This is a genomic window from Pirellulaceae bacterium, assembly GCA_029243025.1.
Lineage (GTDB): Bacteria > Planctomycetota > Planctomycetia > Pirellulales > Pirellulaceae.
The window spans coordinates 396408-415469 of sequence record JAQWSU010000030.1; the positions used below are offsets into that span (position 1 = coordinate 396408).

A 19062-nucleotide genomic window follows, 5' to 3' on the forward strand; every position below is an offset into this window, starting at 1 on the left:
GTCGGATGTGGACTCGCTCTGGTTTCGGTGATGGGAGCCATCTTGCCAAGGTCCAGGTCGAGTTGGGAGAGATTTTGAGCGAGATTGTTGGTCGTCTCAGCTAGCCTGAAGGATGCTGCGATTGGCAAAAAGAAAACGGAGCACCGTTCCCGCAGCTAACGGCGCTCCGTAAATTAAAACTGCTTTTGAGAGGTATTCCCTCTCGGATGATCTGTTTATGAGCAGCCCATGCTGTTACCACAATTGTGGCACAGATAGCAGTTTCCATTTCTTACGGTGATCGAACCGCAATTATCGCATGAAGGCGCGTCACTTTGGAAACGAGCAAATTGGTCATCACGAGTTTCCACGCCATCCGTTTCCTGGATCTTAACTCCTGCACGATCGAGGATTTCTGACGTGGTTTGCCCGTTGTTTGAAATATTGGTGACGGTCGACTCCGCATTGCTATTTGTGATCTGCTTTTGAGGCGACGAATCATCCGACGTCGTCTCGCTGACGGATTTCTTGGCTTCCGATTGGGTGCTACTTGGAGTCGTCCCAATAGTCGCTTCTCGATAGCCGGGCAGGAATTTGATACCGAGCCAGCGGAAGATGTAATCCACCAGGCTTTTGGCGATTCTAATATCGGGATTGGTCGTGTAGCCCATTGGTTCGAATCGCGAGTGAGAAAACTTGTTGACGAGGACTTCCAACGGAACTCCGTACTGAAGGCTCATGGAGACGGCGGTTCCAAAGCTATCCATGAGGCCGCCGATCGTACTGCCTTCTTTCGCCATCGTGATGAATAATTCACCCGGTCGTCCATCTTCATACAGACCGACCGTCACGTAACCCTCGTGTCCGTTGACATTGAATTTATGCGTCACGGATTGTCGTGTATCGGATAAATGTTCGCGACGAGGTCGAGGGGTGTCCACTGTGGCAGCTTTGTCTGCCTCACTGGAGGTGTTTAGAGGCTGGCTTTGCTTGGAGCCATCTCGGTAAATTGCCAGCGCTTTCAGTCCCAGCTCCCAACCCCAACGATAGGCTTCTGCAATATCATCGGGCGTGGATTCGGCCGGCATATTGACGGTCTTCGAAATGGCACCTGACAAGAAAGGTTGTGCCGCCGCCATCATGGAAACGTGAGCTCGCCAAGGAATGCTCCGAGCTCCATTGGCTGGCTTAAATGCACAATCAAAGACATTCAGGTCGTCGTCATGCAACTCGGACGCACCTTCGATCGTATCATTTTCGTCAACGTAGGAACAAATCGCGGAGATTTGTTCGTTGTTGTAGCCCAGACCTTCGAGCGCTTGCGGCACGGTCCGATTGATAATCTTCAGCATGCCACCACCGGCCAGTTGCTTGTATTTGACCAGCGCGATGTCAGGTTCGATCCCGGTCGTATCACAGTCCATCATGAAGCTGATGGTGCCGGTAGGAGCCAGGACGGTGGCCTGAGCATTGCGGAATCCATGGGTGGATCCCTCTGATAACACTCGCTCCCAGACCTCTCGTGCAGCTTCTTTCAGATCCTGCGGACCGCTGTCGTGGATTTCTTCTACCGCGGCACGGTGCATTTGCATTACGTTCATGAACGGTTCGCGGTTTTCCGGATAGCCTTCGAACGTTCCGACGGCGGCCGCCAACTCCGTACTGGTCAAATTTGCAGCACCGTGGAGCAAGGCCGTGATGCCTCCGCATATTCCACGAGCCGCATCGGAATCGTAAGCTTGGCCGCTGGACATGATGAGGCTGCCGAGGTTGGAGTAGCCTAGGCCCAGCGGTCGGTAGCGGTGACTGTTCTCGGCAATCGGATCGGTCGGGTAACTGGCGTGATCCACGAGGATCTCTTGAGCAACGAAAAATAATCGGCAGGTTGCCTGGAACGATTCATGATCAAACTGGCCGTTCTCTTTTCGATACTTCATCAGGTTGACGCTGGCCAAATTGCAGGCTGTGTCATCGAGGAACATGTACTCCGAGCAGGGATTGCTGGCATTGATGCGGCCTGAATTGGGGCAAGTGTGCCAACGATTAATCGTTGTGTCGTATTGCACGCCCGGATCACCGCAGTGCCAAGCACATTCGGCCATCCGTTGAAGGAGTGTGCGAGCCGGATAGCTGGGGCCCTCTCGATTTGGATCAGTGATCCAACGTGTTTTCCAAGTTTGATCCTCCGCCACAGCATCCATGAACTCGTCCGTCAATCGAACGGAGAGGTTGGCATTTTGGAAAAGAATGGAACTGTATGCTTCGCCGTTGAAGTTGGCTTCGTAACCACCCTTCTCGATCAAGCAGTGGGCTTTTTGTTCTTCCTTATGTTTGCACTCGACGAATTCCATGATGTCCGGATGCCAAACTTTCAGCGATTGCATTTTCGCTGCTCGCCGTGTTTTGCCTCCCGATTTGACTACCGCGGCAATTTGATCGTAGACACGCATGAACGAAAGAGGGCCCGAGGGGTGTCCACCACCAGAGAGCTTTTCACGGTGCGAACGGATTGTCGACAAGTCGGTACCGGTTCCCGAGCCAAATTTGAACAGCATTGCTTCGCTGGTCGCCAACCGCATGATGTCTTCCATGTTGTCATCCACGCTTTGAATGAAACATGCAGATGCCTGCGGAAACTCATAAGGGTTGTCAGGCTGATGGGCTTGCCGTGTTTTCGTGTCCCAGTGCCAGTTGCACTTGGCTCCCTTCACACCGTACTGGTGATGCAGGCCAACATTGAACCAAACGGGCGAATTGAAGGCCCCGTGCTGGTGTAAGCAAAGCCAGGTTAAATCACGGTAGAATCGCTCGCCGTCGGCAGCGGTTGCAAAGTATCCGTCTTCTAGCCCCCAGTCGGCGATCGCTCGCGTTACGCGATGGACCAATTGCCGAACGCTGTATTCTCGTTCGTCCGTTCCTACCTCGCCATAAAAATATTTGCTGACAATCACGTTCGTTGCCAACTGACTCCACGCCGTGGGGACTTCGCAGTTGTTCTGCTCGAAAAGCACTTCGCCTTTCTCTCCCTTGATGGCTGCCGATCGAGTTTCCCATTCGGTCGTTTCAAATGGATCCTTAACGTCGGTTGGACAAAAACGGGCCTCGAAGCGGAGCCCCTGTGGGTTAAGCTGCTCGCGTTGAGTTGCTTCTGGTTTCATTGCATTCCCAAGATTTGCAGTCGCCATCCGCTAAAGCTCCTTCCAGTGCTAGAGAGTTTCCATACCTTAGTGTACAGAGGTACACTTTGCAATTATCGTTAGATCCACGGCAATCTGTTTACGCCAATCGGACAACCCTTTTCGCCAGGCTTCCGACCCCAGTTACCGTAGAACCACTATATATTGTACCTCCGGCTTTTTGGCCTACAACATCTAGTGTGAGACGCCGATTCTACGAACTCAAGATTTTACGTCAATAACTTTTTTTGAGATTGCCGTAAGTCGTTATGGTCATTGAGTTTCGAGTTTTTCCCCTCAGAGGACTCCAGCATATCAATGCTAGCTGCTGGTGACAATACTGTTTAACAAATCGGTGGCGTGATTTGGCGTAAACCCTTATCAATCAATGAGTACCAAAACGCAAAAATCAGTCGGTTGAGAGAATGCGACGACGAAAGTGAAGAAGGCAGACGCGCTGTTCGAGCGAATTGTTCGCTCGATTTTGGGGCAGATTGGTCTGCTGTCGAGAAAAGCTATCTCTGGATTTCGTCATCCGATGACAGGTCGGGTGAGTGGATGACCTGGCTGCCGTGTCGAAGCCAGGGCGGAAGATGTTGGATTCAGGGCCGCATTTTGTTCGGGGCCGTTCTTGGCAGTCTGATGGCCGGACTAGCCAGCAGCGCGCGGTCGAAACGAAAACCATCTGCGTGGATTGGTTTGCTTTTGGAAACGAAGTGGATAACCGACTGCGGCGAGTTCGTCGGCAACACTGGCTTCCAGTTCGGCGAAGAATTCCTTGTCATAGTGGGCGAATTCTTCGATTTTGCGCCGATTCCGAACTCCGAATTGATGGATCACATTTGTCCCGGTTGGCGTCACGTCGGCTAGACTCGACTGCTTGATCACATTCTGTAAATGCTCCGTGTCAATTGGCTCGCTCGGCTTGAAGAATTCGGTGATTTTCGAGTAGGTCTGCAGTGGCCGCGCCGTCAGGTCTTCATAGCGGACAATGAGAATCTCAAGCTCCGGACTCTTGTTGAGCCATTTGTTGACGAATCGTCGGTAGAAGACCGACTTTCGTGTTGCAAATGCGCGCCAAGCTTCGCAGCTGTCTTCGTGGCCTCGCAGATAGAGGTGGTAATCTGAGACAGCAGCTTCGAGGAAGTTTCGTAGCAGGACCAGGTAAGGAACGCCGGGAAGTTGCGGGATGCCCGACTGCTCGTTTTCAGCGATGTCCATATCGTGGTTTTTGGTCATCGTGACCTTGGCGTTTGTGCATGGAAAGGACTGGCAGCAGGCATCCGCGTCTTGCTGGTAGTACTGGCAGTAAACAAACGCGTCTGCGAAATAGCGTCGGAGCACACCCGCTGTGAGATGGTGTCCTGAGCGCGGATAGCTCACGCATGCAACGTATCGCAACGAGTTGTTCGAGCGGTTTTCCATACTTCGAAATCTCCTGAATCGTGCGGCAGTTGCAGCGAGCTGATCCTGAGCGAAAGTTGCGCCGCAGCTTTGCTAGCTGAGCGATAGGTCGATTACCAAGCGAGGGCGGGTTGGGGTGTAATCCGCAGCTTAGGAATCGGATCGGTAACGACAATGGCCGCATCGCACTAAAAATGGCAACTTTTCAGGAAGATTTCGCGATTGGCAGCATTCGATACCAAAAGACTGGTCACGATCCCAGCTAGCAAAAGCAGCTTTGTTAGGAGTTGACCGAGAGCGACAGCTGGGGAGGGAAGATGCTAGCGGGTAGAGATCCCGCAAGCCCTAGCCCGACATTGGCTTTACGTGCCAATCTTTTCGATCTTCACCATCGTATGCATTTGGCGATGGCCGGTGCGTCGACGCGAATTCTTACGGCGTCGTAGCTTTTGGACGGTGAGTTTATCGCCCATCTTTACGCCGACGACTTCAGCCGAGACGCTGGCACCCTCGACGACCGGCTTTCCAGTCGTGAGTCCATCATCATTCGATACGGCGAGCACCTTACCGAACTCGATTTTTTCGCCCTTGGGGACGTCTCGATAATCGACTTCGAGTTGTTGGCCTTCTTCTACTCGATATTGTCGGCCACCGTCTTCGATGATTGCGTACATGATCGTTACCTTTAAGTCACCAAAACGTCTCAAGCAAGTCCGGCAGTTTACCAGTGGATCCTGGCGTCGTCGACCCCTATCCAAGATCCGGGGGCCGTTATCCCGACCCGCCTACCCGTGGGGGTCTGCGGATTGAGTGGTTTTCGTGGGTCGCGAGATTTAGGTAGGAATGAGTACGGGGCTGCCAGCGGCATCTTTGCACTCTAGTTCCAGGAATTCGGGGAATACGTTTTCCGTACCCAGAATCTGCACGTTCATTTGGCCTTCTTCCTCGAATCCGGACAGCTCACGCCGCTTTTTGTTGTTCAGGTAAGCGGCTACTTTGTCGTTCACTCGCACGTTGACGCGTGATACGGCAGGATTCTGGCTGGCGAGCATCAGCAGTCGAATGACTTCGATCGACATGCTTTCGTCAGTTTTCACGACGCCTTTTCCTGAGCAGCACGGACAATCGGCGAACACGCTGCGTTTTAGGCTTGGCCGGACCCGTTGCCGCGTCATTTCAATCAATCCAAACGGGCTGGTTCGAAGGATGCGGGTTCGAGCTCGATCACGACTCATCGCATCGCGAAGAGCCCGTTCGACGTTTCGTCGGTGGCGTTCTTTTCGCATGTCGATAAAGTCATTGACGATGACGCCGCCCAGGTCGCGCAGTCGCAGTTGTCGAGCGATTTCGCGAGCGGCGGAAAGGTTCAGTTGATAGGCGGTTTCTTCGGCTGAATCATCGGTTCGAAAGTTGCCGCTATTCACATCGATTGCGACGAGTGCCTCGGTTGTGTCAACAACAATCGAGCCTCCGTCTTTGAGTTTAACCTCCCGACGATGGATGTTCGCGATTTCCTGCTCAAGCTTGTATTTGTGGAACAAAGGCTCTCGTCCGTCATAAAGTTTGAGTCGGTTGACGTGACGAGGCATTACCAATCGGAGAAATTCACGTGCTCGTTCGTAGGCCGATTCTTCATCGATGTAGATGGCGTCGACATCCGAGGTGAAAATGTCTCGGATGGTGCGAATGATCATGTCACTTTCTTCATAGATGTCGACCGGCCCTTCTTTCTTTTTGACTCGTCGTACGATGACTTTCCAGAGTCGAAGCAGGTAGGCGAGGTCTCGCGAAAGGTCACGTCGAGTTCGACCTTGCCCGGCAGTACGCACAATAAATCCCAATCCTTTGGGTGGATTGAGGTCAAGCATGGCGTCTCGTAAACGCCGTCGATCATCATCGTCATCGATTTTTCGTGAAACGCCGACTCGTCCGAGTGCAGGCATCAAGACCAGGTAGCGACCGGGAATACTGATGTAGGTTGAGAGTGTCGGTCCTTTGGTACCGATGCCTTCTTTGATGACCTGGACGAGCACTTCGTCGCCCCGCTTGAAAATCTCCTGGATGGGAGGTTTGAAGCGAGGTCGCGAGCTCATGCGTGGATTTCGACGTCCTCGCCCTCGTTGGTCACGACGGCCTCGTTTTTCGCCCTCATCGTCACTCGCTTCTTCGGACTCGAGGTTGGCCGGATCGTAACCGCCTTGCCGAAAGTATTGGGGTTCAACATCGCTAATGTGGAGAAAGCCGTTTCTTCCTACACCAAAGTCGACGAAGGCGGCTTGGATGCTTGGTTCCAGGTTGACCACTTTGCCTTTGTAAATGTTGCCCACGTAGTTGTCTTGACTGGCCCGTTCGATATAGAGTTCTTCGAGCATGCCGTCTTCAACAATGGCAATGCGGCATTCCTCCGGTTGAGCCACATTGATCAGCATTTCTTTTTTCATCGCGGTGCCTTTTCTTGCCTTAGTCGCGGACGGTGTGGGACCGTTTAGCGTTGTGTTTGTCATCTCGCAATTTCCCCTTTCCGGGATTTTGTCGCATCAGGATGTCAGGTGCACTTCAGTGCGTGTAATCCAACGGCCTCGATCTTCGAGGTCATCCACCCTTAGGACTTGCAGTATTTCACGAGGTCGAGCGATCGTTTCTTGGGAAACCCAGAGTTGGATTTGCAAACGTTCGTCGACAAGTTGGATATCTTTAATGCTTCGTCGCAAGTCAATTGGTTCGGTTCGGCCTTTCCGCTGAAACGAAAACGAGCTTTTGCTGAGCAGCTCGTCGATAGCACTGCTGAGTGCTTCTTGTCGCTCCGTAGGGATCGTGATTTCGTAGGTCACTTGATCGACTTGAATCTTGCGGTTGCTTGTTTCAAGTTCTGTGACGTTCTTGATCACGAGGCCGGGTGGTGATTCCTCCGTGAGGCGTTGACGCACTTCAACCGGGTCTCTTGCTTCTGCCAAAGTAAGTTCGATAACTTCATTGCACCCTTCAATGCCGAGTCCTAAGGCGGCGGGGAAGGTGATCTTTGGATGAGGATGGAAACCTTCGCTCATCGCTAATGGCAGTTCGGCGCGTCGGAACAGTCTTTCCAAGGCGCGTGCAAGATCGCGGTGGCTGATCAGTCGTAGATCGCCCTGTTTGCGAAAACGAATTCGTAGTTTTTGACGACTCATAAAACGAACAATAGTTCCTGGGTTTCCACCAGAAACTCAACAGCCGACGCAGCACCGAGGTATGGTGCCCCGCTAGCCGGATGGCTTAGTGCAGAGCCAAATCAGGCAAAGCCTTCGCCAACTCTTGTTTCAAATAATTGGTTACCTCGTCCGCTGTCTCCATTTTCAGTGATTGCCGAGCAACGTGCTCACACTGGTCGATGGAGACCCGACGACACACATTCTTGATCTCAGGTATCGCGCTGGGCGGCACGCTCAAGCTTCTCAAGCCCAGACCCAATAGCAGCATCGTGTAAATGCTGCCGGCACTCATTTGTCCGCACAGCGTCGCTGGAATCGATCCTTGCTGCGCGGCGCGTATCACTTGATGGATGAGCTGCAAAATGGCCGGATCCGACGCATTGTACAGTTCCGCCACATCTTTGTTGCTGCGATCCACGGCCAGGGTGTATTGGATCAAATCATTCGTCCCAATACTGATGAAATCAGATTCTTTGACAAACCGATCGATCGTCATGGCCGCTGCAGGGACTTCCACCATCATTCCAACTGGAATGCGGGGGTTGAAATCGATTCCTGCGTTGGACAAATCATCCATAATCGCACACAGTTCGGCCTTCGCTTGCCGCAACTCTTGAACTGTGCTGATCAGTGGAAACATCACGCGGACGTCTCCTAGCGTGCTTGCCCGCAAAATCGCCCGAAGCTGCGTTCGAAACAGCGGCAGGTCTCGCAAGGACAAGCGAATACTTCGTAAGCCAAGAAATGGATTGCGTTCGGGTTCCATTTCTTGAGCCTGGCCCATCTTATCGGCACCCAAGTCCAGTGTGCGGATGACAATGGGACATCCTTGCATCGATTGGACAACTTGTGCATAGGCCTGGAAATGGTCTTCTTCGGTGGGGGGCTGACCGCTGCCCAAATAGAGGAATTCGGTGCGGTAGAGACCGATCCCGTCAGCCCCTCGCGCCGAGCAAGATTGGACCTCGCGAGGAAACTCGATGTTGGCATTCAAATCGATTTGCTGGCCGTCCAGCGTTTCGGCGGGCAGGTCTCGTAACATATCAAGCTGAGCCGCCAGAGATCGATGCTGCTCCGCTTCTCGATCGCAACGCTGGATCGTTTCCTCATCGGGTTGCAGAATAACCTGGCCGTGGTCACCGTCGATCATCAGCAGGTCCCCGCTGGCGATTTCGTTGAGAAACGGACCCGTGCCGACCACCGCGGGAATTTCCAGTGCTTTGGCAACGATCGCCGTATGGCCTCCCGGTCCGCCGGTCTCCGAGGCGAAGGCCAGCACGAATTTGGGGTCGAGGTTTGCTGCCTCACCCGGAGTCAGTTCGTGTGCCAGAACAATGCCTGGCGAAGTCAAGTGGCTGAGTTCTTCTCGTTTGCGACCGAGCAGGTTGCTTAATAACCTTTTTTCAATGTCGACAATGTCGTGAGCTCGCTCTGCCATGAAGCGGTTTTCCAGGTTTTCGAAAACCTTGGCAAAACGCCGCAGCGTGCGACTGACGGAGTACTCCGGGGAGTAATGTCGCGTGCGGATTAAATTTTCTATTTCGTCTTGTAGCTTTGCGTCACGCAGCATTTGTTGCTGAGCGGAAAAGATGGCACCATATTCGTTCCCGAGCTGTTTAGAAACGTCGCGGCGATGCCGCTCAAGATCCTCGGCAACAGAATCAACCGAGCTTCGCAAACGATCCAATTCGTCGTCAACCCTGTCCGGGTCGACGAACCGACGGGGAATCCGGAAGCCATCGTTATCAACCACGATGGCTTCTCCGATCGCCACCCCAGGCGACACGGCAATCCCTTGGAAAGTCTGCATGTCAGGTGGAGGCAGGAGGGGCCCGGCTATTCAGCGAAGAACGAGAAAAGCGATCGCCCCGTCCTCGTCCGCCAAGATCTTTGGGCCGTTACGTCCTGCCCCATTCCTCTGTCATTATGTTGTTTGGCAAAAGTGAAACCATGGCTTTCCCTGATCCGCTTCAACGCGCTGATCGCGACCTTGGATTGGGACAACCTTTCACGCTGCTCTGTGCTATTCGAATCCGTTTTCGACCAGTTCGGATAACGCCGCCAAAGCTCTTTGGGCATCGCTACCGGTCGCGTTTATCTCCAGCTCTGTTCCCTGTTCTGCCGCTAGTGTGAGGATGCTTAAAATGCTCTTCCCATCCACAGTTTCATTCCCCTTCGTGACCTCGATTGTTGCAGAAAACTGATTGGCAGTTTTCACAAACAAATCAGCAGGGCGCGCGTGCAGCCCCTGAGGATTGACGACGGTCACCGTCTTCCTGACGCTTTGCGGTTCCATTTCCGGGGTCGAATTTAGCGACGACATTATGACACAAATTGATTGTTGTCGGCTTCTTCCAGCAGTTGGCAAATGTCTTCGCAGGTTTTGGCCTGCTTGAGAAACTTGCAGAACATATCATCACGAAGCTGACGTGAAATGTTTTCAAGAGCTCGCAGGTGATCTCCCGGACGGTCAGGAGGCGAAATGAGCAGGAACAATAATTGCACCTTTTCGCCGTCAAGACTGTCGAAGTCCACTCCATCGTGGCTGATGCCAACCGTGCCTACCAAACGTTCAACGCTCGGGTGCTTCGTGTGCGGAACGGCCACACCGCGGCCAATCCCCGTACTGCCGAGCTCCTCGCGTTTGATAATTGCCTTGACGATGTCTTCCTTGTCCGTCTCCGATACCTTTCCTGCCTCAACCAGTGCTGTGACTAATTCTCGAATGACTGATTCTTTGTCCTCAGCTGCCAACTCGGCGCGAATTGCACCTTGGCAAACAAAATCTGCGAATTTCATGCTTCCCTTTCCGCGATCCCGACGGATTTGGCGTTCATTCTCGAGATCTCTTTACTAAGCGTGTCAATGTTTCGGGCAGTTTCGGCAGCGTGTCTGCCGATTGTTCATCTGTGTGTGTCGTGGGCTAAATTGACTGTTCGGACTCTGATTCCGTTTCGAGGTTGCGTCGTCCTTGATTGCGATGAGTTGATCGCTTTTCTTTGTCTTTTTTGAGCTGTTGTTCGATTTTGTTAATCACCGACTCAACCGCACCCATCAGATTTTCTGACTGACTTGAGGCCACAAAGCGCTTCGCTTTTTCGGCCGTCACTTGGATTTCCACATCGGGTCGTTCTTCGTTCTCCAGGTCCACAGTGACCGTGGTTGAGGAAAGTCGCTCGTGAAAACGAGTTAATTTGGTGACTTTCTCGGTGATCTTTTCTTGGCTTTGGGAGCTAAGGTGACCGTGTCTGGTTGAGATGTTTATCTGCACCCGGCCTCTCCTGCTGGTTCGATTTGTCGGGGTGAACTGCGAAAGGAATCGAGATTTGTACGTGACCCACGACTTATTCTAACCCCCGGGCAACACCTCCACAAACGCAAACGGACGGTCGGGGCGGCTGGAAGCTTGTTTCTTTCCGTTTTGAGCTGTCGGTTTTGGTTGATTTGCGCTGTCCAAACCGAAATTAGACCCGCTGCTCACTCCCCCAGCGGCAAAGGGCAGCCGTTCCCTCATTGACTGAAAAGCTCGCGTAAGTCGCTCGCTGAGCGATCCCAGGCTTGGGCGGCTGCTGGAAAATCGGCCTCCATCGCACGTTTTTCCCGCGGGGTGGCGACCCTTGCCGTCTTGCTTAGGTTGGGGTTCAAGGGGATCTGGGCGCTTTTGCCGCGGGCGAGACGCGATTCTGTTTCCGCCGAAAGTAAAAAATTGATCAACTGCTGTGCCGCCTCAGGGTGCCGGCAGCCTTTGATGATGGCGAGCGTATTGGGGATGAACAGCGTGCCCAACTGGTCGGCAGCTTGATCCGGGTAGATGATTTCCACCGGCATGCCCGCTTCAATTTCGATCATCGCATCGTCGGTGTCGGTCAGGCCAAATAGAATTTGACCGGCGGCGACAGCTTGAGCGACTTGTCGGTTGCCGGCATAGATTCGAGCGTTGTTGGACAGTTTTCGGAAAAAATCCCGCGTTTTGGTTTCTCCCTGCGCTGCGTAAAGGCAGGCAGCGTGGGCGGCGGTCGTGCCGAATAAAGGTTTCGCGATGCCGACTTTTCCCTGCCACTTCGGATCTGCCAACGCTTCGATCGACGTCGGCCACTCGTTTTGAAGCAGCAATTCTCGGTTGACGAGTAACACGCGAGCTCGAGCAGCAAAGCCGTACCAACGGCCATCGGGTGATCGGAAGGCCTCCGGATAGCGAGTTGCCTGGGGAGATTGGTAGCTCTGTAGTAACCCTTTCTGATCAAGTCGCAGGGTGTTGATGATTTCGTTGTTCCAGAAGAGATCGCAGCGGGGACGCCGTTGTTCGTTGATGATCAGGTTGACCAGTCCGACGGTCTTGTTCGCCTCAGAGTCGTATTTGGGGCGGACTTGGATACCGGTAGCCTGTGTGAATTGTTCAAAAATCGGTTCTGAAAACTCTCGGTCGAGCGCCGTATAAACAACAACCTCATTTTCTGAGGATGGGCGGCAGGCTGCCAGCGTTAGCATTCCGAACAGCAGCACAAACATCCGTATCGTTGCGGATTGGGCCACGAATCTGGATTCCTTGGGGTTGAATGAAAGGGGCAGAAGCTCCTCCGGGCTACAATAGAAATATAGTATCAACCCCGGAGTTCGCATGTCGCGTTCACGTTTTGAAACATGGTTTGCAAAGCTGGCTGTCTCTGTGACGATCCTGTTTGGTTTGGCACTTTCGGCTCCTGATGGCATTTCGGCCCAAGTCAGCCAACAGGAATCCACGGCGCAGGAACATTCCGGACCGGTCGCGTCATCTGGCGTGATGCGAACACTTCGAGGGCGACATCTGCTGCTGGTGACCGATTTACCTTCATCGCCTGACGTGGACGGGCTGCCAAAGATTTTTGATCAAGCGATTTCCCAATGGGGCACCTATTTTCATGTGAAGCCTGATACCTTTGCCAACTGGAAGATTCGTGGCTATCTAATGCGAAATGATCAGCGATTCCGTGAGCAGGGATTCTTGCCGGACGACTTACCGCCTTTTTTGCATGGGTATCAACGGGCTGATGCACTTTGGGTGCGCGAGCAGCCCAGTGTCTATTATCAACGGCATCTATTATTGCATGAAGGAACTCATGCTTTCATGCGCTTCGCTTTGGGCGGGACTGGTGCGGATTGGTACATGGAGGGCGTGGCTGAGCACCTGGCGACTCATCGCTTTCGTGATGGGCGATTGGAGCTTCAAGCTTTTCCTCAATCCCGCGAAGAAGTGCCTCATTGGGGCCGGATCAAGCTAATACGTGATGCGATGGCTGCCGGCCAAGCTCGATCCTTGACGGATGCACTTCAGTTGGGAGGGCATGACTTTCGTCGTGTCGATGCTTACGCCTGGGCTTGGGCGGCGATTGTTTTTCTGGAGTCCAACCCAAGATACGCATTACGATTTGGTGATCTTCAAAACCAGGTCTCTCTACCGCCAGCCCAGTTTACGGCTCGGCTTTGGCAATCGTTGCAAGCAGATCGACGACAAATACAGGATGCGTGGGAGGTCTTCTTGGCTCAGCTCGATTATGGATACGAACCGACGGCTGACGCGATCGACTATCGACCTGTGAAATCTTTTGCTGAAACGACCCGGATTTCAATTAAAACGGATCGAGGATGGCAGTCGACCGGTCTGCAATTGTCTGGCGGGCAAGTTTATCGAGTTCGGGCACATGGACGCTACCAACTCGTTTCGGGCGATGAGGTTTGGTGGAGTGAAGCCGGCGGGGTAAGCTTGGAATATCAGGACGGGATGCCACTCGGGCAGTTGATTGGAGCTTTTTCAGCGGAGATTCCCGCGGAGCGACCGGTGGGGCAGGCTTCATTCTCAAGCCCCATTCCAGTGGGGGTAGACTGCGAATTGCGTCCCCAGCGGGATGCGGTCTTGTTTTTGCGGATTAACGAACCGGCCGGGCGGCGAAAGGACAATCAAGGCTCTTTACTGGTTCAAATCGAGGAGGTCGTCGATCCGACCAATTGACGTTGTTGCCTGATCACCCAACAATCTACAGTTGAGTAGTTTTCTCCCGTCGGGGCAGGTTTCCTGTCACGGTCGTCACCTATCACTAGGACTGTTTAAGCGAGTCATCGATGAATCAATTGCAGCACCAGGATCCCGAAGTGTGGGCCGCGATGGAATCCGAGTCCGAGCGTCAACGGGACGGTCTGGAGATGATCGCAAGTGAAAATTACACGAGCTGTGCCGTGATGCAGGCCTTGGGCAGTGTTTTGACCAACAAGTATGCCGAAGGCTATCCCGGACGTCGCTACTACGGTGGCTGTGAGTATGTGGACGTGGTCGAAGACCTGGCACGCGATCGGGCCTGTGAGTTGTTCGGCGCCGAGCATGCGAATGTGCAACCGCACGCTGGCTCACAGGCGAACATGGCTGTTTTTCTGACAGTGCTCGAGGCGGGTGACACCGTATTGGGATTAGACCTTGCTCATGGTGGACACCTCACCCATGGCATGCGACTAAACGTTTCGGGCAAGCTCTACAATTTCCACCACTACGGCGTCACTCCGGACGAACACCGAATCGACTTCGATCAGGTCGCTCAAATGGCGCGTGAACATCGGCCCAAAATGATTATCGCGGGTGCCAGTGCTTATCCTCGTGAGATCGAACATGCACGCTTTGCGGAAATTGCCAAAGAAGTTGGTGCTCTCTTGATGGTCGACATGGCGCACTATGCAGGCCTTGTCGCAGCCGGCTTGCACAACAGCCCGGTTCCGGTGGCCGACTTTGTGACGACCACAACTCATAAGACCTTGCGTGGACCACGATCTGGCTTGTGCCTTTGCCGCGAGGAGTACGCGAAAAAGCTGGATCGAAGTGTTTTTCCTGGCATTCAAGGTGGGCCGCTGATGCATGCGGTTGCAGGAAAAGCCGTTTGTTTTCGTGAGGCACTCCAGCCTGATTTTAAAGGGTACGTTCAACAAGTGATTGACAATGCGAAGGCGCTTGCCGAAGTGCTTCTCGAAGGCGGCCTTAAACTGGTCAGTGGTGGCACAGACAATCACTTACTGTTGGTCGATGTGACACCGTTGGGCATTGGGGGGAAGTTAGCCGAAGCGGTCTTAGACGATTGCGCAATCACGGTTAATAAAAACATGATTCCCTTCGACGAACGGAAACCGATGGATCCTTCGGGGATTCGTGTGGGAACGCCCGCTCTGACGACTCGAGGGATGGGGACCGAACAAATGCGGGAAGTTGGTAAACTGATGCTGTCCGCACTCGGTGATCCCGAAAATAAGAATAATTTGTCGGAAGTTCGCGCAGCTGTCATCGAACTGTGTGGCGACTTTCCCGTTCCCGCTACCGCCTGCGAAGCTGTCTAAATGCGTAACGATCGTAAAATGGAATCCGATCATGGCTGACAACAAAATTTTGATCGCTGATGACAACCAAGCAAATGCTGAATTGCTGGAGGCGTATCTCTCCGATCTCGATTGCGATTTGGAGTTCGCCTGCGATGGCGAGGACACGTTGACCAAGGTCGACTCCTTCGCACCGGACCTGATTCTGCTGGACGTTATGATGCCAAAGCGCAGCGGGTTCGAGGTCTGTGAGCATTTGAAGGCCGATCCCAACACAAGCTCAATCATGATTCTGATGGTCACGGCATTGAACGAATTAGGGGATATTGAGCGAGCCGTGCATGCGGGCACGGATGACTTTCTCTCGAAGCCTGTCAATAAACCTGAGCTGCTAAAACGTGTAGAGAATATGTTGACCCTCAAGGATACTCGTGACGAAAATGAGCGATTGCGGCGATATATTGAAAAGATGGACGACGTCCAGTCCTGATTCAGTCGTCGTTCGCTGACCGTTTGAGGCCGTAATCTGTCGCGGTTTTGCAAGCCTTTCTCGGGCCTTACCCACTTGGCTTGCCCTAAGCAAACCGACTGGTATATGCTTGAGGTAGCTGCATTTTCGGAGGATCAGACGTTGAGGGGGATCAGGTGATGATACCACCAAGGGATGAGTCTTACGTGTTCACTAACATCGTCAATCCGGTGGCTGTCGTTGTTCCTAACGACAAGTTTCGTCGCGGTCGTCGTGGTTTCAATCGGGTAACCGTATGTCTGTGCGCGTTGGGGCTCTTATTGATTTTGCCTTGTCGCGTGGCGGATGCTGCTCCTGAGATGACCGTCGATCCGTCCACCGATTCCCTGCAACGTCTAATTGAGCGATTGGGTTCCGACGAATACGCTCAACGGGAAAGGGCCAGCAGCGAATTGTTGGAGCGTGGTGTGGAGGCGTTTGACGCACTCAATCGGGCTCGTAGTCATGAAGATGTCGAGGTTCGAAAACAGGCCGAGTATTTGTTGAGAAGCATTCGCGTGGAGTGGGTTCAGGAGGGCGACGACCCACAAGTGCAGGAGCTGTTGCGAAACTATCGCAGTAGTCCGAGCGATGATCGAGAAGCTCGTTTGAAGCGGCTCGTGCGAGTTGACGCGGGAGCCGGTATTGAACCGCTTTGCCGGCTGGTGCGTTTTGAGACCTCGGAGAATCTTTCGAAGCGAGCGGCGTTGTTGGTGATGAATGTCGAGTTGCCTGGGCGGGCGGCGGCTGAAGAATCGTGGGATCAAGTCATCGACGGTGCCATTCGATCGAGTCAACGTCCGGCGGCCGATTGGCTGCGGTCTTATGCCCGCTATCTGCGCGGCTCAGATACCGCCATGGATGAGTTTGAAAGCTTGGTCGTTGCGGAAGAAGATGAAGTCAACGAACGCCCCGACAAAGTTCGCTTGGCCATTCTGAGAGACTTGCTCCGTTGGCAAGTCGATTCGCTAGAAAAACTTGGCCGACGCAGCGACGCGATTGAAATGATGTGGCGAACAATCGCCATTCAAGATGCAACAAATGTTGCCTTGCTCGAGACGGTCGATTGGCTGATTGATCGATCGGCTTGGCAACTGATCGAAGTGCTCGCCGACAAGTTTGCGGCGACGTTTGAAGACGATCCCAAGTTGCTCTATCGACAGGCTGAAGTCAGTTTGCGGTTGGGTGATAAAGTTAGAGCGGATGAGTTGGCCGCCCAGGCGATGGGGATTGCGAAGGAGAACGAGCCATTCTTGCACGTTGAAGTGGCGCAAGAACTGCAGAATCGAGGACTTTTTGATTGGGCCGAAAATGAATATCTGCATGTGATTACGAACTCAGAAGAGATCTCGCCGGCGGGTTTTGATGCCCGCATCCGCTTGGGCTGGATGCTGCATGATCAAGCCAGGAACAAAGATGCTTACGAAACGTTGCATCAACTGGTCGAGTTGGTCAATGAGAACAGTCCGGCAGGGCAACGGGTTTTAGGGGAATTGGACCGAGATCTGAAGCGGATTCGAGGCCAAATGCACTTTTCAAATGCGCTTGATTTTGGCAGCCAGGAAAAGTGGAAAGAGCAAGCGCTGGAACTCAAGAATGCGATCAAATACGACCCCTTCAATGCCGATATCATGATCGCAATGTTCCATGTTCGAGAGCCTGACAAGCAGTTTGCCGCCGCAACTCGTAAGACGATTCGACAGACCGCAGATCGCTATCGTTCGTCAGCGATCATGGCCGAGCGAAAGTACCAGGCTGATCGCAGTCCGGACTCTCTGGAACTCTATGCTTTGATGCTGAATCAGTACGCTTGGCTCGTTGCGAATACCGAGGGTGATTTTCAAGCCGCGCTTTCCAGCAGTAAGAAATCGTTAGAACTCATTCCCGATGATCCAGGATATCTTGATACTCTGGCTCGCTGTTATCACGCGGTCGGTGACTATAAAATGGCGGTCGAAACACAAAAACAGGCTGTTCGCTTCGATCCGCACTCTGGGCAGATTCAACGGCAGCTTGAAATGATGGAAAAGGCGTTGTCCGAACAGGAAGCTGATAAAGCTGAATAATGAATTGTCATATGGCTTTGGATGAATCTGCCTGGGAGGGTCAATCTCACATGTGTGGCTCGAGCCGTTCTGGATCTCCCACCAATCCCAGCGGAGTTGCTGGCCCGCTGCCGGCTTCGGATTCAATACCTTCTGAGCGAGGTCATCGCGTGAGCGAAGCCGCCCAGCGGCAGGAGACACGTTACCATCTCTTCATTCTCTTGATCTGTCTCGGCATTCTCTGGTTGTCTTTCGCGTTGCAGCTGAAAGGTGATGTGCAAGTTGTTACGCCGACCGTCGGCTGGACGTTGCCTTCGATTTGTGCCTTCCGGAATCTGTTCGGCTTGGATTGTCCCGGTTGCGGGCTAACTCGTAGTTTTATCAGTTTTGCACAAGGTGACTGGAACGCATCGTTCCAGTTTCATCCCCTTGGCTGGATGATGTTTCTGTTTGTCGCCATGCAGATTCCTTTTCGCTTGGTTCAGCTGAACCGTCTACGTCAGCATCGATCGGTGATCTATTGGCCAGGGGCGGTTTGGTTAGGATGGGGATTGATGATGTTGTTGATTGCCCAATGGGTCATTCGGGGAATCGGAGGAAGATGGTGATACGAAAGATCGAGCTTGCAGACTTTAGCCTGTCCATGTTTGAACAAGGTTCCGGTGTGCCGTTATTGCTCGTGCATGGTTTTCCGCTCGATCACACAATGTGGGCGGAGCAATGTGCAGATTTGTCAGTGGATTATCGGGTTCTGGCGCCGGACTTGCGTGGCTTCGGAAGCAGTGATGGGATCGATGTGACGGAATACAGCATGCAATGTTTTGCCGATGACTTGGCCAACTTGCTCGATACCGTGGGCGTTGATGAGCCGATTGTGTTCTGTGGTCTTTCTATGGGCGGCTACATTGCCTGGCAGTTTTGGCAGCATCACCGAGAACGGCTACGTGCTTTGATCTTATGCGATACGAGAGCGGCTGCCGATGCGGATGAAGTTGCCCGCGCCCGACGCTACATGGCGAATCATGTGATGTCGGAGGGGACCGCATCACTCGGTGCCGGTATGGTGACAAAACTGTTCTCGCAAGCCACGTTGGATCAGTCAGGACCTCAACTCGCTCAAGTACGTCAAGTCATTGCCGCAGCCAAGCCGGAGTCGATTGCTGCAGCTCAACGTGGTATGGCTGCCAGGCCTGATATGACCGAATACCTCTCTCAGATCGACTTGCCGACCTTGCTGATCGCGGGTGAAGAGGATGTGATTACTACCGCGGACGAAATGCGAACGATCTCGCAGCAGTTGCCGAAATCCGAGTTTCACTTGATTGCACAAGCGGGGCACATGGCGCCAACCGAACAGCCTCAGGCGGTAAACACCATTATTCGACAGTTCTTGACGCAAGCCAATTTGGAGTGCTGATTGAATGATCCACCGG

Annotated in this window: 15 protein-coding genes and 1 pseudogene; 6 read left to right on the top strand and 10 right to left on the bottom strand. The window is 53.1% G+C overall.

Translation table 11 applies throughout. The features are described from left to right. Positions 1 to 230 precede the first annotated feature (230 nt). The 10 genes and pseudogenes from P8N76_14190 to P8N76_14235 all read right to left on the bottom strand — a co-directional run bounded on the left by P8N76_14190 (position 231) and on the right by P8N76_14235 (position 12280). Positions 231 to 3137, bottom strand: a pseudogene (locus tag P8N76_14190) (vitamin B12-dependent ribonucleotide reductase). A gap of 669 nt (positions 3138 to 3806) precedes the next feature. Then, positions 3807 to 4580 (bottom strand): sulfotransferase domain-containing protein, encoded by a 774-nt coding sequence (locus tag P8N76_14195; protein MDG2382815.1) that lies wholly within the window; start codon positions 4578 to 4580, stop codon positions 3807 to 3809. A gap of 341 nt (positions 4581 to 4921) precedes the next feature. Then, positions 4922 to 5233: a 50S ribosomal protein L21 gene (gene rplU, locus P8N76_14200; GenBank protein MDG2382816.1), complete on the bottom strand. Its 312-nt coding sequence runs from the start codon at positions 5231 to 5233 to the stop codon at positions 4922 to 4924. Positions 5234 to 5392: 159 nt separating this feature from the next. Then, positions 5393 to 7063 (bottom strand): Rne/Rng family ribonuclease, encoded by a 1671-nt coding sequence (locus P8N76_14205; GenBank protein MDG2382817.1) that lies wholly within the window; start codon positions 7061 to 7063, stop codon positions 5393 to 5395. A 33-nt stretch (positions 7064 to 7096) separates the two neighbouring features. Next, positions 7097 to 7726: a TIGR03936 family radical SAM-associated protein gene (locus P8N76_14210; GenBank protein ID MDG2382818.1), complete on the bottom strand. Its 630-nt coding sequence runs from the start codon at positions 7724 to 7726 to the stop codon at positions 7097 to 7099. An 85-nt stretch (positions 7727 to 7811) separates the two neighbouring features. Next, positions 7812 to 9557, bottom strand: coding sequence for a phosphoenolpyruvate--protein phosphotransferase (gene ptsP / locus P8N76_14215; protein ID MDG2382819.1), 1746 nt, complete (start codon positions 9555 to 9557; stop codon positions 7812 to 7814). Positions 9558 to 9770: 213 nt separating this feature from the next. After that, positions 9771 to 10043, bottom strand: a complete 273-nt coding sequence (locus P8N76_14220; protein ID MDG2382820.1) for an HPr family phosphocarrier protein — start codon at positions 10041 to 10043, stop codon at positions 9771 to 9773. A 26-nt stretch (positions 10044 to 10069) separates the two neighbouring features. Next, positions 10070 to 10546: a PTS sugar transporter subunit IIA gene (locus P8N76_14225; protein ID MDG2382821.1), complete on the bottom strand. Its 477-nt coding sequence runs from the start codon at positions 10544 to 10546 to the stop codon at positions 10070 to 10072. Positions 10547 to 10670: 124 nt separating this feature from the next. Beyond that, positions 10671 to 11018: a ribosome-associated translation inhibitor RaiA gene (gene raiA / locus P8N76_14230; protein ID MDG2382822.1), complete on the bottom strand. Its 348-nt coding sequence runs from the start codon at positions 11016 to 11018 to the stop codon at positions 10671 to 10673. A 239-nt stretch (positions 11019 to 11257) separates the two neighbouring features. Continuing rightward, a complete protein-coding gene (locus tag P8N76_14235; GenBank protein MDG2382823.1) occupies positions 11258 to 12280 on the bottom strand; it encodes an extracellular solute-binding protein in 1023 nt (340 codons plus the stop codon). An 85-nt stretch (positions 12281 to 12365) separates the two neighbouring features. On the opposite strand from P8N76_14235, the gene P8N76_14240 reads away from it, so the two are divergent. From P8N76_14240 to P8N76_14265, 6 genes are all read left to right on the top strand, one after another. Beyond that, positions 12366 to 13733, top strand: a complete 1368-nt coding sequence (locus P8N76_14240; GenBank protein ID MDG2382824.1) for a hypothetical protein — start codon at positions 12366 to 12368, stop codon at positions 13731 to 13733. A 110-nt stretch (positions 13734 to 13843) separates the two neighbouring features. Next, a complete protein-coding gene (glyA, locus tag P8N76_14245) occupies positions 13844 to 15097 on the top strand; it encodes a serine hydroxymethyltransferase (GenBank protein ID MDG2382825.1) in 1254 nt (417 codons plus the stop codon). Positions 15098 to 15128: 31 nt separating this feature from the next. Next, complete coding sequence (locus tag P8N76_14250) at positions 15129 to 15566, top strand: response regulator (GenBank protein ID MDG2382826.1); 438 nt, start codon at positions 15129 to 15131, stop codon at positions 15564 to 15566. 158 nt (positions 15567 to 15724) lie between these two features. Further along, the gene (locus tag P8N76_14255) at positions 15725 to 17650 is read left to right on the top strand and encodes a hypothetical protein (GenBank protein ID MDG2382827.1); all 1926 of its coding nucleotides are present in this window, start codon (positions 15725 to 15727) and stop codon (positions 17648 to 17650) included. A 149-nt stretch (positions 17651 to 17799) separates the two neighbouring features. Further along, a complete protein-coding gene (locus P8N76_14260) occupies positions 17800 to 18237 on the top strand; it encodes a DUF2752 domain-containing protein (protein MDG2382828.1) in 438 nt (145 codons plus the stop codon). Continuing rightward, positions 18231 to 19046 carry an alpha/beta fold hydrolase gene (locus P8N76_14265; protein ID MDG2382829.1) on the top strand — a complete coding sequence of 272 codons (816 nt, stop codon included), beginning with the start codon at positions 18231 to 18233 and terminating at the stop codon, positions 19044 to 19046. Before P8N76_14260 ends, P8N76_14265 begins: the two co-directional genes overlap by 7 nt. The last annotated feature ends 16 nt before the right edge of the window (positions 19047 to 19062 follow it).

Bases quoted from the DNA above. Each gene is read 5' to 3' on its own strand.
- P8N76_14195 (MDG2382815.1), bottom strand. From the start codon at position 4,580: ATGGAAAACCGCTCGAACAACTCGTTGCGATACGTTGCATGCGTGAGC.
- rplU (MDG2382816.1), bottom strand. From the start codon at position 5,233: ATGTACGCAATCATCGAAGACGGTGGCCGACAATATCGAGTAGAAGAA.
- P8N76_14205 (MDG2382817.1), bottom strand. From the start codon at position 7,063: ATGACAAACACAACGCTAAACGGTCCCACACCGTCCGCGACTAAGGCA.
- P8N76_14210 (MDG2382818.1), bottom strand. From the start codon at position 7,726: ATGAGTCGTCAAAAACTACGAATTCGTTTTCGCAAACAGGGCGATCTA.
- ptsP (MDG2382819.1), bottom strand. From the start codon at position 9,557: ATGCAGACTTTCCAAGGGATTGCCGTGTCGCCTGGGGTGGCGATCGGA.
- P8N76_14220 (MDG2382820.1), bottom strand. From the start codon at position 10,043: ATGGAACCGCAAAGCGTCAGGAAGACGGTGACCGTCGTCAATCCTCAG.
- P8N76_14225 (MDG2382821.1), bottom strand. From the start codon at position 10,546: ATGAAATTCGCAGATTTTGTTTGCCAAGGTGCAATTCGCGCCGAGTTG.
- P8N76_14240 (MDG2382824.1), top strand. From the start codon at position 12,366: ATGTCGCGTTCACGTTTTGAAACATGGTTTGCAAAGCTGGCTGTCTCT.
- glyA (MDG2382825.1), top strand. From the start codon at position 13,844: ATGAATCAATTGCAGCACCAGGATCCCGAAGTGTGGGCCGCGATGGAA.
- P8N76_14250 (MDG2382826.1), top strand. From the start codon at position 15,129: ATGGCTGACAACAAAATTTTGATCGCTGATGACAACCAAGCAAATGCT.
- P8N76_14255 (MDG2382827.1), top strand. From the start codon at position 15,725: ATGATACCACCAAGGGATGAGTCTTACGTGTTCACTAACATCGTCAAT.
- P8N76_14265 (MDG2382829.1), top strand. From the start codon at position 18,231: ATGGTGATACGAAAGATCGAGCTTGCAGACTTTAGCCTGTCCATGTTT.